General features: G+C 31.5%; 14 protein-coding genes. 7 read left to right on the top strand and 7 right to left on the bottom strand.

Going from position 1 to position 12,634, the window contains the following annotated elements; translation table 11 throughout:
- The first annotated feature begins 143 nt into the window (after positions 1-143).
- The 4 genes from DKK70_RS08955 (at position 144) to DKK70_RS08940 (ending at position 3,216) form a co-directional block, all read left to right on the top strand.
- The gene (locus DKK70_RS08955; protein WP_110433694.1) at positions 144-911 is read left to right on the top strand and encodes a hypothetical protein; all 768 of its coding nucleotides are present in this window, start codon (positions 144-146) and stop codon (positions 909-911) included.
- Positions 912-1,408: 497 nt separating this feature from the next.
- Positions 1,409-1,732, top strand: a complete 324-nt coding sequence (locus DKK70_RS08950; protein WP_110433693.1) for a hypothetical protein — start codon at positions 1,409-1,411, stop codon at positions 1,730-1,732.
- A 282-nt stretch (positions 1,733-2,014) separates the two neighbouring features.
- Entirely contained in the window at positions 2,015-2,506 is a 492-nt protein-coding gene (locus DKK70_RS08945; protein WP_110433692.1) for a hypothetical protein, read from the top strand.
- A gap of 251 nt (positions 2,507-2,757) precedes the next feature.
- Positions 2,758-3,216, top strand: coding sequence for a hypothetical protein (locus DKK70_RS08940; RefSeq protein WP_110433691.1), 459 nt, complete (start codon positions 2,758-2,760; stop codon positions 3,214-3,216).
- A 252-nt stretch (positions 3,217-3,468) separates the two neighbouring features.
- On the opposite strand, the gene DKK70_RS08935 is transcribed toward DKK70_RS08940, so the two are convergent.
- The 5 genes from DKK70_RS08935 to DKK70_RS08915 all read right to left on the bottom strand — a co-directional run bounded on the left by DKK70_RS08935 (position 3,469) and on the right by DKK70_RS08915 (position 9,689).
- Positions 3,469-4,020 (bottom strand): TetR/AcrR family transcriptional regulator, encoded by a 552-nt coding sequence (locus DKK70_RS08935; RefSeq protein ID WP_110433690.1) that lies wholly within the window; start codon positions 4,018-4,020, stop codon positions 3,469-3,471.
- An 894-nt stretch (positions 4,021-4,914) separates the two neighbouring features.
- Positions 4,915-6,126: an MFS transporter gene (locus DKK70_RS08930; protein ID WP_110433689.1), complete on the bottom strand. Its 1,212-nt coding sequence runs from the start codon at positions 6,124-6,126 to the stop codon at positions 4,915-4,917.
- A 740-nt stretch (positions 6,127-6,866) separates the two neighbouring features.
- On the bottom strand, positions 6,867-7,703 hold the full coding sequence (locus tag DKK70_RS17335; protein ID WP_110433688.1) for a methylated-DNA--[protein]-cysteine S-methyltransferase: 837 nt from the start codon (positions 7,701-7,703) through the stop codon (positions 6,867-6,869).
- A gap of 361 nt (positions 7,704-8,064) precedes the next feature.
- Positions 8,065-8,997 carry a DUF1848 domain-containing protein gene (locus tag DKK70_RS08920; protein ID WP_110433687.1) on the bottom strand — a complete coding sequence of 311 codons (933 nt, stop codon included), beginning with the start codon at positions 8,995-8,997 and terminating at the stop codon, positions 8,065-8,067.
- Positions 8,994-9,689 carry a DNA alkylation repair protein gene (locus DKK70_RS08915; RefSeq protein WP_110433686.1) on the bottom strand — a complete coding sequence of 232 codons (696 nt, stop codon included), beginning with the start codon at positions 9,687-9,689 and terminating at the stop codon, positions 8,994-8,996. Before DKK70_RS08915 ends, DKK70_RS08920 begins: the two co-directional genes overlap by 4 nt.
- A 419-nt stretch (positions 9,690-10,108) precedes the next feature.
- Here DKK70_RS08915 and DKK70_RS08910 point away from each other — a divergent pair, with 419 nt between their 5' ends.
- Together DKK70_RS08910 and DKK70_RS16720 are read left to right on the top strand one after the other, a co-directional pair.
- Positions 10,109-10,648 (top strand): HPP family protein, encoded by a 540-nt coding sequence (locus tag DKK70_RS08910; RefSeq protein ID WP_110433685.1) that lies wholly within the window; start codon positions 10,109-10,111, stop codon positions 10,646-10,648.
- Positions 10,649-10,725: 77 nt separating this feature from the next.
- Entirely contained in the window at positions 10,726-10,881 is a 156-nt protein-coding gene (locus tag DKK70_RS16720) for a hypothetical protein (RefSeq protein WP_181415958.1), read from the top strand.
- Positions 10,882-10,903: 22 nt separating this feature from the next.
- Here DKK70_RS16720 and DKK70_RS08905 read toward each other — a convergent pair whose 3' ends face one another.
- Complete coding sequence (locus tag DKK70_RS08905; RefSeq protein WP_158092714.1) at positions 10,904-11,419, bottom strand: endonuclease V; 516 nt, start codon at positions 11,417-11,419, stop codon at positions 10,904-10,906.
- Positions 11,420-11,603: 184 nt separating this feature from the next.
- On the opposite strand from DKK70_RS08905, the gene DKK70_RS08900 reads away from it, so the two are divergent.
- A complete protein-coding gene (locus DKK70_RS08900) occupies positions 11,604-12,266 on the top strand; it encodes a DUF421 domain-containing protein (RefSeq protein WP_110433683.1) in 663 nt (220 codons plus the stop codon).
- A 64-nt stretch (positions 12,267-12,330) separates the two neighbouring features.
- Here the strand turns inward: DKK70_RS08900 and DKK70_RS08895 are convergent, their stop codons facing one another.
- On the bottom strand, positions 12,331-12,603 hold the full coding sequence (locus DKK70_RS08895; RefSeq protein WP_034882589.1) for a DksA/TraR family C4-type zinc finger protein: 273 nt from the start codon (positions 12,601-12,603) through the stop codon (positions 12,331-12,333).
- Between the last annotated feature and the right edge of the window lie 31 nt (positions 12,604-12,634).

Here is a 12,634-nt window from a genome sequence, read left to right as displayed (position 1 = left end):
TCATCAAATCATTTTGTCACTCATTATTTTTAGTATTAAGATTAAAAAAGTTACAAACTTTAACTAAGATATTCAAAATGTTATGTTGGGAACATTAAAGAATGTGCTATTGGTATTTAACTAGAAGGATAAAACTGAAACGGATGACTTATATTAATTTATTAAAAATATTTATATTATCAATTGCAATTGTATTCTCATCTATTGTAGCTGCCAATATTGGTCGTGATGTTGAGAAAGAAAATAAAAAGAAAATATTAAAAGAAATTGTTACAACAGGTTTTGAAAAAATAGATCCAAATTATGAAGATTGGAACATTAAGCATTATATTGAAGTCGATGAGTATTTACAGTTTATAACTCCATTTGAGCAAGGAAATAAGTTGGCTAACTACTCTTTTCGCCAAGAACAAGTAATGCAATTATTAAAAAAGGCATTGGCTAAAACTGATGTACATTTAAAGCTCGAATTTGAGGGCTCTAGGCGATTAAAACCAGTACTAATTGGAATTCTTGGAACAGAACCAGAAGTAATTGAAAACCGAAATGATGCTATTATTCACCATTATAAGATTATTTTAACTGATGATAATAATAACATACTGGGAGAAACCGAAATATCTGTTACGATAAATGAGTCGAAAAATATAAAACAAGCCTATTTACGAACAGAACAAGAACTACTTGAGTATCTCGAATCTCGTAATTCATTTCCCATGCCTTTGTTTGAAAAGATGGATAATCTTGGAACCTTTTCGGCTAAATCTACATATTTGAGCGGAAATTTTGTGTGGATTTATAAAAATGTGATGATAGTGGTGGAGATGTCGATGATGGAAGGAATTTCATTACAAATTGCTCATGCTTTTCAGCAAGAGCTTGAAAATCAAGTAGAATCAGAAATAAACTAATATTGTTCAATAATTACGGATATGTTATGTCTTTTTTAGATTTTTAGAATATCTAGTTTTCAATTATTGCTGATTTTTTTACTAAATCTTATTTTTTTGATTTAAAGAATATTTATTATTTCTAATTGGTTATAGTGTCAATCACCGATGAAAAATGTCTTAAACTTAAAGATATCATTGATACTAAAAAGTATTATATAAATGCTTAATTTTTAATATAACCAATATGATAGTCTTAGTTATACGATAGCAGTTGCAATATCCGATTATTCCTATATTCAAATTCTCAAGTTTGATTTCTAAAATAGTAAATAGTCTAAACCGAATAATGTTACATAGTTGATGAATGTCTATATTGATTATGATGCTATCTCTTTTTTATCTGTCACGTAAGTATCAAAATTTTAATAAAAAATTATATAATTAATTTAGAATATGCTATAAAAACAGTTAAATAAGGATATATCAAGATGATATTGGATAATTAGGATTTATTTATGAGAATATTAGGTTACAGTTTTTCTCTTTTAGCAACTGTAATATTATTATCTGGTTGTATTTATGGTGATATAGATAAGAGCACGCGATATTTTGTAACTACTGAAGCAACGAGATATTGTGAAGCTAATCATTATTCATATTGTGAAATTTATGCACAATGTTATAGAGATTTTTTAGAGCAAATGCCAGCAATGACATATTCTTTATCAGCGTTTTGGGGTATGTCTAGAGATTATCTTGATGATAACGAAGCCCCAAAAGAAATGGATAATATTTACGCTCAAATAAAAGATAATGAAAAAAAAGTAGAGAAGATTTAAGTTTAGATTATAGTTATCTATTATTTCCGCATAATAGATGTTCATCGATTATTAATGCTAAACAGTATGATATTAGTAATTATCAAGAAGCGATCGATAAAGGGATAAAAAGCTATAAACTCTATAATGAATAAAATGTTTTAGGATTTTCTCAATAGAGCCCGGAAAGTAATAGATATAAATTAAATTGTAAAATTATACATATTTGTTGGCTAATAAAAATTAGGGAAATAACTGTTTTCATCCTTTGGGCAAAGGATGAAAATTTAAACGGAGATTAAAATGAATATATTAAGGTGTAAAATTGTTATTCTAGCACCATTGTTATTACTTAGTGCCTGTAGTTCAAATCATGAAAAGTTAGAGGAAAAAGCTGGAATTGAGATTAAGGATAAATTGACTAAATCTTGTCAGGCTAACAATTATTCTTACTGTGAAATCTATGGCAAATGCTATATCAATATTTTCAATCAATTGAATGAAAGCGCGCAATATACACTCAAATTACTATCTAATATCATGCCTGAATCGGAACAAAATACGTTTAATATGCAGAAAAATCCAATGGATATCATCTACTCTAAATTAAAAGATAGTGAAGAAAAGAGTGATAAAAATTCTATTTTCAATTATAGCGCTATGTTATATCCTCATAATCAATGCTCCTCAATAATTAATGCTAAATCATATGATATTACTCGTCATCAATATCATATTGATAAAATGTTGTACGAAAAGAAAAGCAAAATAATAATGAAAAATTTAGATATGTAATAGGAATTTTAATATAAAAAAGTATTAATATTATTTGAGTTGAACGCTTTAATTAGAAATCATTAACCAATCTAAAGCAACCAATGTTGGACGTTAGATTAATAATTGTGTTGATTATAATTACCGATCTTAAAAAAACTCCACAAAAATATCAAAAATTTGTTAGCAATTATACGATTAATTTAGGGTATGTTATAAAAGCAGTTAAATAAGGCCATATCAAGATGATATTGGATAATTAGGATTTATTTATGAGAATATTAGGTTACAGTTTTTCTCTTTTAGCAACAGTAATATTATTATCTGGTTGTATTTATGGTGATATAGATAAGAGCACGCGATATTATGTAACTACTGAAGCAACGAGATATTGTGAAGCTAATCATTATTCATATTGTGAAATTTATGCACAATGTTATAGAGATTTTTTAGAGCAAATGCCAGCAATGTCAGATTCTTTATCAGCGTTTTGGGGTATGTCTAGAGATTATCTTGATGATAAAGAAGCCCCAAAAGAAATGGATAATATTTACGCTCAAATAAAAGATAATGAAAAAAAAGGTAGAGAAGATTTAAGTTTAGATTATAGTTATCTATTATTTCCACATAATAGATGTTCATCGATTATTAATGCTAAACAGTATGATATTAGCAATTATCAAGATGCGATCGATAAAGGGATAAAAAGCTATAAACTCTATAATGAATAAAATGTTTTAGGATTCTCTCAATACTGCTTTGAAAATAATAGATATAAATTAAATTATAAAATTTTGCATATTTGTTGGCTAATAAAAATATGCAAAATAACTGCTTGCATCCTTTGAATAAGGTTCGTTTTATATAATCAATAATTATTCCATATTATTTAGCTTAATTTGGATAATATTTTCAGTAAATTCTAATTTATTATTCACATTTATAACTACTTTAATAGCTATAAAATTGAGTATGTTTACCTATTAGTTACAAAGAAGATTAGTAATTAAAGCAAAACTATCATTAATCATCGTATCATAAAGTGTTTTATCATCTTTGTAGACAATACTAATATTAAGTAATCCTTCTAGTATTACCATTAATTGGTTAGTTAAAGTTATATGTTGGGGCGTTTGAGGGAGTTGTTGGCTAATGAGTTGACGAATAAATTCCTTATGTTCAATCGCTAGTTGCTTGATAGCCTGATCATGATGAAGCTCTTCGCTTGCTCTTATAAATAAACAGCCATTAAAATTATCTTGCTTAAACCAAGTTAGGTGCCATTTGAATATCTGAATGATTGCATCATTTTGGTCGAGATCTTTAATCGCCGCAATAAGATCTTGTTGAAAGCGTAAATTCCTTATCTTCAAAACCTCAAAAATTAAGTTATCTTTATTACAAAAATGTTTATATAGCGTTGTTTTAGAGCAACCGGATTGGTCTCGTATCTCATCAACTCCGACATTAGCAAACCCTTTTTGGTAAAAGAGTTGTTCGGCGGTATCCGCTATTAATTTAGGTGTTTTTTTCATTTTTTATCCAAGGTGTTTGATATGTGATCAGATCTTACCAATATAAAAAGTAAACAGAATTATTCATTTTTGCGGTTTGTATTCATACTTTCATTCATCTATTAAGATAAAGAATAATGAAATCAATTTTTTTCAGCAAGGAAAAGTTACCACCAAAAGCCAAAAATAGTGAATTATTGCAAAGTTTAGTTAGTGACTTTGGTTCTATATGGTTTCTTATTGGTTCTAGTCAATTTACACATTACGCCATTTAAGATGATGCCTTCTAGAGCAAGTTATGTGATTTTGTTAGCGTTATTTAAGCCATCATTAGCCCAATCAAGAATGTTATCTTTGGCCATTTAATTGTCGTTTTTGATAGATTAGTTTTTCTTAAATTATCTGCTAGTAATATCCTTATTACTGCATTCGCGGTTATTGGTACAATTGAAGCCACATCACTCGTAATGGGTACTGCTGTCACTGTCACTGTTGTTATCCGTATTCCTATTGTTTGGCAATATATTGGTAGCGATAATATGATAAACCTAATTTAAATCAAGCATGAACAACTTGCCAAATAGTACTTATTGATTAAGTTTAAAAGGACAGATTTCACTTCATAGTTTAGATTATTCTTTCGCCCAAGAGTAAATAGATCAATACCCCAAACCCGGCTAGAGTCAGCCTAAAATTCAAATTAAAATATTGCTAGATTTGCTTGGGGCATGGTTATGATTGGGGAGCATATATTAAGCAAGTTAACAGGAGTACTTAGATAGTAAGCAGACTTATTTTTCAATTGATAACTAGGGTTCTGTGGAGGTAATTAAATTTAAGGTCAGATTAGTGAGCACGGCCAAAATATTTGACAGTGTTCACCTCTATAATATAGTTATTTAATCAATAGTGCTTTTATTCTTCTGCATCCGATAAATTTTTTAATTTGGCCGGTTTTGAAAAAAGAATTATGATCAACTGAATTAAAAAACCAAGAAAAACCGCAAATATACAACTATTCACACCAAAATTTACACTTATGTACACTCCTATGGCAGCCCCCAAAGGCCGAGCCCCAAAAGTAACCGTCATGATCACCGACGATACTTTAGCTATCATATTACTCGGTGTGACTAGCTGTCTTAGTGAAACTGTTGATATAGTCCAGATAATAGGTCCAAATCCAAAAAAGAAAAAGGCGGTAAAAACCAATATGTTGGTAGAATATATTAGAGTTAATAATATCAAAATTGAAGCCATAAAAGCTGAAATAGGCCCTAAAGTCAGTTGAAAACCAAAACTAATTTTTTTCGATATAATTTTATATAAAAATGATCCTATTAACATTCCTAAACCGATTAAACTTAATGAAACTCCAACTGCAAAAGAAGTAAAGGATAGATTATGGATAACATAATAAGCAAAAATAGATAATAACAAGTATTGCGATAGATTAAACACAAAAGCCGTTATGGTTATTGGCATAAGGTATTTATTTTTTATTAAAAAAATCAAACCATCACAGAGTTCTTGAATAATATTTCTTCCAGATTTTTCTAAAAATGGCTCTTTAGGTAAACATATCAGAAAAACAGCGCTTACGATCGAGAGTAAAAAAGCTAAGATAAACGCTAACCCGCCAGATAAATAACTAGCCAGAATACCACCTAAAGCAGGTCCGGCTGTAAAAGCCACACTTTTGGCTATTTCTATTGCTCTATTGGCATTAATTAGTTGTTCTTTTATGACAAAAGATGCCACTAAAGCCGGACTGGCTACACTGTAGATAACGGTACCCATGGCTATAAAAAAACCGAATAAGGCAATTTTGTTGATTGATAGATTTTCTGAGAATGTCAAATAAAATAATATAAATATAGCCGTTGCTCGAACTATTTCTATTATGATCATTAGTTTTTTTCTGGATACTCTATCAGCAATCACTCCCATTGGAATTGATAGTAATAGAAAAGGCAAAGTACTTATCATTTGTATAAAAGCGGTTTCAGCTGCTGAAGCGTTCATAGATAGCACCGCTATAATCGGTAGCACAGCTATTATGATTTGTTCGGAGAACTGTGCACATAAATTTGAATAAGAAATCTTATGAATTAACAAGTTATTCATCTTATCTTCCCATTATTTTCTATTTTTATGAATAAACTACCGTAAGCATTTTCCGCAAAAAGGTACTATCTATAAGCGCGATTATTAGCCTTAATCACCTGTTCCTCTATATGTAAATATGCTGTTAATTAGTTCAACATAGCGATAGGGCAGATACCTTAATTGGTGTTTTGCTATATTTTAGTTTTCTTTACAGATTCACATCTATCTTTTCCAAGAGACTGTTTATCTGCATAAACACAGTAATTACTGTGTTAATGATTTTATTTCTAACATTTCCTATGAGTCCTTATCCTTATGTTTATCCGGTTGTTTATTTTTAGGTTATAGTAAAATTCATTCAGCATTGTTAACAATCCGAATCTTGCTAAAGTTTCCAATAGCTGTTGTCAACAAGGTAAAAATTGAGTGGGTGGCACTAATTAATATTGGTTTTATAAGTTGATCGTTATGATAAAAAAATAAATAAAGAGAGAATAATGGCAATTAATTTACCTTGAAGAGAAATAGGCAGTCTTAGCAACGAGTTTTAAACTAGATGGTGATGCTGAAGCAAAATAGAAAAAAGTGAGGTGATATTGTTGATAATTCTGACCTAACTAACTTAGCGCCAAACAAATGTATAATTTGGTACCAAACGACTAGTTTATATACTGCTCAAAATAATCGTAACGCATAAGAGGATGAGCTTCTATTTCTTCTTTATGAAGTTCGTTTTAATTATTGCTAATTTATTGTGTTCAATCATCTGTTTTAGCGCCTTCCCAACCAATCATCGCGGCTTTGCGATCACTCCCCCAATGATATTGTCCTAGTAATCCTGTTGATTTTATAACTCTATGGCAAGGAATTAAGAATGCTACCGGATTATCACCAATAGCCGAGCCTACCGCACGACTAGCTTTGGGATTATCTATTTTGTTGGCTATGTTGCTATAGGTTGAGAGTTTACCCATAGGGATTGTCAATAAAGCCTGCCATACCTTAAGTTGAAAATCGGTACCCTTGATATGTAGCTTTATTTTATCTAGTCTTGACCAATCTTGGGTAAATACTAGGATTGCATTTTGTTGAATCTGATCTCTATGATTTTGAAACTGAGCATTAGGATATTGATCTTTCAATGACTTAAGTGATGACTCTTCATCATTAACAAAAGCCATATAACAAATTCCTTTTGTTGTCGAGGCAACGATGGTATTTCCAAAAGGACTTTCAACAAAACTGTAGTTAATTGCTAAGTTTTCACCGCCATTTTTATATTCTCCAGGAGTCATACCTTCAATATCAATAAACAAATCGTGTAATCGGCTCGTACTTGATAACCCCAACTCAAAGGTGGTATCCAATAACGAAGCTTTATCTTCTTTTAAAAGTTTTTTCGCATGAGTGATACTGATATATCTTAGGAATTGTTTAGGACTAACACCCGCCCAACTAGAAAACATACGCTGAAAATGATAAGGACTTAAATGTACATGCTCTGCTACTTGTTCAAGTGTTGGTTGCGATTTATAGTTTTCACTCAAATATCCGATAGCTTTTCTTATTCGAGCAAAATCGACCTGTTTTTGCATTCTTGAATACTCCGTTTCACCGAGTTAATGAAGTTACGTGGGAAAGTTCTTGTTTATTTGAATATTGACTGGTTTATTCTAATTCTCGGAATAACAAACTATATTCATATAAATATTCACAAAAATATTCACAAAAAAAACAAGCGTATCAATATCTCAATTGGTACTAGCTCCAATCTCCCGTCTTAGTTTTTCCATATAAGTTACTTAAATTTCTTTTTTAGTATTTGAGCTTTGAGCGTCACTATTAACCAGTGTTATATAATCATTAGTTGATAATTTTTTTATGTTTTTTATTAAAATTAAAGATATATCTTTATAATATTTAAAATTACAACAATTAAAAACCCGAATCTTGCTATTAAAATAATTCATTTTGCAAAGTAAATAATGAGTGCATTGGCTTATCTTTGATTATGTCAGTTTCAAGAAGATCTCCCACTAATTTGGGTGAACATTTATTATGTAGGCGCTTATTAGCTAGTACTTTTCCCTTTGATGTCGTTGCATAACAGTATACACATCCAAAAGAGCAGGTATCATATGTACCAATATCAATACTTTCGATACATTGACAGGTTGGTCGCTGGTTTTTATCTTTTTTAGCTGATAATATGCGACCGGTTATCTTTTCAATGCGTGTTTTATCGATACATGCTCCATGAGAAATATTGCAATTCAATAACTCTATTTCCTCGGCACAGGTTTGTAAGGTTAGTTGATTATATCTAGCAATTTCAGATAGTGAACTGCATAAATTTAATATGTCAGCTACCTCTAATCGAAGGATCCCTTCTTTAATTAGTGATTGACGTATGTGCGGATAATCATCAATAAAACTAATGATACAGGTATCTGTGTAACCGCGAAGAGCGGAAGCAATTTGATTAAAAAACTCGATATGATAGTCAATGGTATAGTGTTTATTAATTAATATAGGATCATATCGCCAAATAACACGATCTTGTCCAACTTGTTCAGCTAATTGCTTGAATATTGCTATGCGTTTTTGCAAAGAGGGCAGATGTTTTTCAATGTCTGCTTGATAAGCTGTTAATGTAAATTGAAAATAAAAAGGATATTCAGAAAGCTTCGCCAGTTTATTTAACATAGAAGAGGGGTTTTTAGTCCAAAACACAATACAATCAACTAGATCGGGTGATAGAGAAATACGACTTAACTGCTTTGAATTCCTTGGATTAGGAACCAGCACAAACCCCTCTTTTAGACGGTTAAAAAACCATGAAGAGTAAAAAGCCGGAATATCTGTTCGGCGACTAGCACTAATAATCATAATTTATCTGTTTTTCTTTTTATGGCTCGAATGATGGTTTTTGTATTACAATCCACTTTCAAAGATTCGGTTATTTTTTGTAAAGCTTTATTGTAAGTCCAATCATCTAGTTGATTGTTTAGTAAGTATGCCATCGTTAACTTAGGCAACTCACGAAAATAAATAGAAATCGCCCAGGCAACAGCCATCTTAACATAGTAATCACCGTTTTTTATTTGATCAAACAAAGTAAATGCTTTCTGCGCATACTCATCATCAACAAAATAAAAAAGCAACATGACCACAGCAAAGCGAATATCATATGGTTTATCCGATGCAAAATAGGGCTGTAGAAATTCCCATACAAGCTCTTTTTCTGAAACCTCAAACTTTAAACCACAACAAAAACTATCACAGACTGACCAATTATTAATTTTAGAGATAAATTGTTTCACATAACTTGAACGCTCAGTCCATGGCAATTTAATTTCACCTATAATCATACCTTGTAACATCACTTCCTCGAAGTGTAAGTGATTATCCATGGCAAGGTAGTATTCATAGTCTATTTGCACTATTTTTTTTGCTATTTTGCGCAGTTTAGGTAACCTCACACCTAATAAATTATCAATGTTAGGGATGAGCTTTGCAGCAAAGATCCGATAATTTTCTTCGGCTATTTTTTCAAGCTCTAGGCGAATTTTTTCTCTCATAATCTAATTTTACAAACTCCATTAAGTATGACAATCTGAATCTTGCTATTTGGTAATTATATTCTAGATGTTGAAAAATAAAGGTTCGAGTTTGGCAAAAGTCTAGCTATTAGATTTAATTTTTCTTATTAAGAGTTACTTTAAAAATTTCAAAAATTAGATTATCTCTATTACCGCAATATGTTCATAATATTGTTTTCGGGCCCCGATTGTTCTCTAATTTCATCTTCACGACATTTCCGAATCCTTTTTGATAAAAGAGTTACTTGGCTATATCAGCGATTAATTTGAATGTTTTTTATTTTTTTGATTCAAATGGTTTGATAAGTGAACAGATCTGTACTAATATAAAAATGTACAGAATTGTTCATTTTTAAGTTTGTACTCTTATTCTCACTCATCTAATAGGATAAAAACTAATGAAATCATTTTTTTTCAGCAAGGAAAAGTTACCGGCAAAGCCTAAAAATATTGAATTATTGCAAAGCTTAATTGGTGGTTTTGTCTCTATATTGTGTCTTATTGGCTTAAGCCATTTAACTGGTTACACTTATATTATGGCGCCATTTGGGGCTAGTTGTGTGATTTTGTTTGCCGTATCTCAGTCACCATTAGCGCAACCAAGAAATGTTATCTTTGGCCATTTGATATCGGCCTTTGTTGGGTTAGCTTTTCTTAAACTATTCGGTAACGATATGATTGTTACTGCATCAGCTGTAGCCATTGCAATTGTTGCAATGCAATATTTTCGAGCGGTGCATCCACCAGCCGGCGCTAATCCATTGGTTATTTTATTGACTGCGGACAATATCGATTATGATTTTAATTTTCTTTTATTTCCAGTGTTGTCTGGCGCGCTAATATTAGTTGCTATTGCTTATATAATTAATAATCTTTTCAACAAAACTCATTGGCCAGTTTATTGGTTGGCACTGTTCAGTAGCAAAAAAGAGTCTTAATCTATTGTTAGTCAAGAGAAGACTACTCAAATTTAAACAACTTAGTTTGTTGATCTAAGTAGGTAAGTAAATCTGGCATGCGATGTTTGCCTGCCATCGATTTAATGTCTTGTGCTGTTTTGTCTGGCGCAGTAATATTAGTAGCTATTGCTTATATAACTAATAATCTTTTCAACAAAACTCAATGGCCAGTTTATTGGTTGGCACTGTTCAGTAGCAAAAAAGAGTCTTAATCTATTGTTAGTCAAGAGAAGACTACTCAAATTTAAATAACTTAGTTTGTTGATCTAAGTAGGTAAGTAAATCTGGCATGCGATGTTTGCCTGCCATCGATTTAATGTCTTGTGCAGCTTTGGTTAATGCCGTTCCTAATGACGTGACATATAACGGCTTATTACTTTGACCGCGTGTCACTTCTATCACATATTGACTATTATCAGCAAAGGATTTTTTAGCAACACCGATAATAGGTATCTTTTTATCAAGGGCTTGATATAGATGACCGCCTAAACCAAGCTTACCGTCATTTAAATGGACATAACCATCAACAATAATCGCATCAATTGTATTGAGATCGACCTGAGACAATAACGCTAATATACAAGGTAATTCACGTTGATAGAACTGGCCTGATTGATATGGGGCAACATTTGATTGGTAATCAGTGATAACGGATTTTATCTCCTTGATACTATCAGTAAATTGCTCAAACAAAATACCCACGGTTTTCGCTTTATCATCTAAATAGTAAACATCTATTGCAAGTATCATTCTTTTAAATTCCTTTTTAGAGTAGAATAGCAATGCTCTCATATATATCTCTCTATTAAAAAACAATTAGTCGTTAATTTCAAATAAATAAAAATTTAGTTCCTGATACATCTTGTTAACTGTTATTTATCCAATTACGCCAAAAACATTGTCGTTTAAATTGGATCGACACTTGGAGGTAGGAATGTATTTACTCGAAATGGCACCAAAATTTTTAGTTGCACTTATTATTTTACTGATTTACGTTAAATTATCTGGTAAAAGCCAGATAGCGCCGATGTCGCAATTAGATCAAGTTGGTAGCATGGTTATTGGTGCTTTGGTAGGGGGAACGTTACTTAATGCTAATGTTTCAGCGTGGGAATCAGCTGGCGCTGTGGCAATTTGGGCAGGATTGCTTATTTTAGTTCGATTCATCAAATCTAAAAACTCAAAATTACGTGACGCCATCGACGGCGAACCGATACAACTGGTTAAAAATGGTAATCTACTCTCTGAAAATTTTATTAAAGCCAATCTACCGGTTAGAGATTTCGAAACGTTAATTAATATTCAAGGAATTTGCGCTTTTAATGAATTAAAACAAGTTTGGTACGAATTAAATGGATCATTAACCATTATCAAAAAAGGCGACAAAGATATCGCGGTATTAGTGATTGAAAATGGAGCTATTAGCCAAGACAATCTTGAACAACTTCATAAAAGCGAGACTTGGCTTAAACATGAAATTAAAAAGCAAGGATATAAAGATATTAAAGAGATCTTTTGTGCAGAATGGTTTGACGATAAATTATTGGTTTACCCTTACGATGACGTTCGTAAGTCAAAATCAGAGAGTAAAAAATAATGACGAAAAATGCAAAATAAAAGGGGAGGGGAGAAACTCGGCCCCCCCTCTTATTGGAAACTTATTATCGAAGTTGACTATCTTTACTGCCACGACGATTGTATAACATAGCGGATTTTGCCAATTGCTTATCCACTTCTTGCTGACACGCCAAACAGTATTGCACGCCGGGTAGAGCAAGTTGTCTTGCTTTTGCAATAGCATCGCCACATTCAACACAAAACTCGGCACTAGGCTTATCGTGTTTTAGTTGGCGTCTGGCAATTTCGATAGCATCAGTGATCGTGCTTTCAATTTGTTGGTTAACTGCATCATCAGATGCCCAGCCACTAGCCATATTTACACCTCCTAAAAATGATATTAGATGA

The organism is Gilliamella apicola (assembly GCF_003202655.1).
In the GTDB taxonomy this organism is placed as follows: domain Bacteria; phylum Pseudomonadota; class Gammaproteobacteria; order Enterobacterales; family Orbaceae; genus Gilliamella; species Gilliamella apicola_R.
This window is presented reverse-complemented; position numbering and strand designations above follow the sequence as displayed.

Excerpts from the sequence above, each read along its gene's own strand:
- DKK70_RS16720 (WP_181415958.1), top strand. The coding sequence starts at position 10,726 with ATGCGATGTTTGCCTGCCATCGATTTAATGTCTTGTGCTGTTTTGTCT.
- DKK70_RS08895 (WP_034882589.1), bottom strand. The coding sequence starts at position 12,603 with ATGGCTAGTGGCTGGGCATCTGATGATGCAGTTAACCAACAAATTGAA.
- DKK70_RS08930 (WP_110433689.1), bottom strand. The coding sequence starts at position 6,126 with ATGAATAACTTGTTAATTCATAAGATTTCTTATTCAAATTTATGTGCA.
- DKK70_RS08900 (WP_110433683.1), top strand. The coding sequence starts at position 11,604 with ATGTATTTACTCGAAATGGCACCAAAATTTTTAGTTGCACTTATTATT.
- DKK70_RS08935 (WP_110433690.1), bottom strand. The coding sequence starts at position 4,020 with ATGAAAAAAACACCTAAATTAATAGCGGATACCGCCGAACAACTCTTT.
- DKK70_RS08950 (WP_110433693.1), top strand. The coding sequence starts at position 1,409 with ATGAGAATATTAGGTTACAGTTTTTCTCTTTTAGCAACTGTAATATTA.
- DKK70_RS08940 (WP_110433691.1), top strand. The coding sequence starts at position 2,758 with ATGAGAATATTAGGTTACAGTTTTTCTCTTTTAGCAACAGTAATATTA.
- DKK70_RS17335 (WP_110433688.1), bottom strand. The coding sequence starts at position 7,703 with ATGCAAAAACAGGTCGATTTTGCTCGAATAAGAAAAGCTATCGGATAT.
- DKK70_RS08945 (WP_110433692.1), top strand. The coding sequence starts at position 2,015 with ATGAATATATTAAGGTGTAAAATTGTTATTCTAGCACCATTGTTATTA.
- DKK70_RS08905 (WP_158092714.1), bottom strand. The coding sequence starts at position 11,419 with ATGATACTTGCAATAGATGTTTACTATTTAGATGATAAAGCGAAAACC.
- DKK70_RS08920 (WP_110433687.1), bottom strand. The coding sequence starts at position 8,997 with ATGATTATTAGTGCTAGTCGCCGAACAGATATTCCGGCTTTTTACTCT.
- DKK70_RS08955 (WP_110433694.1), top strand. The coding sequence starts at position 144 with ATGACTTATATTAATTTATTAAAAATATTTATATTATCAATTGCAATT.
- DKK70_RS08915 (WP_110433686.1), bottom strand. The coding sequence starts at position 9,689 with ATGAGAGAAAAAATTCGCCTAGAGCTTGAAAAAATAGCCGAAGAAAAT.
- DKK70_RS08910 (WP_110433685.1), top strand. The coding sequence starts at position 10,109 with ATGAAATCATTTTTTTTCAGCAAGGAAAAGTTACCGGCAAAGCCTAAA.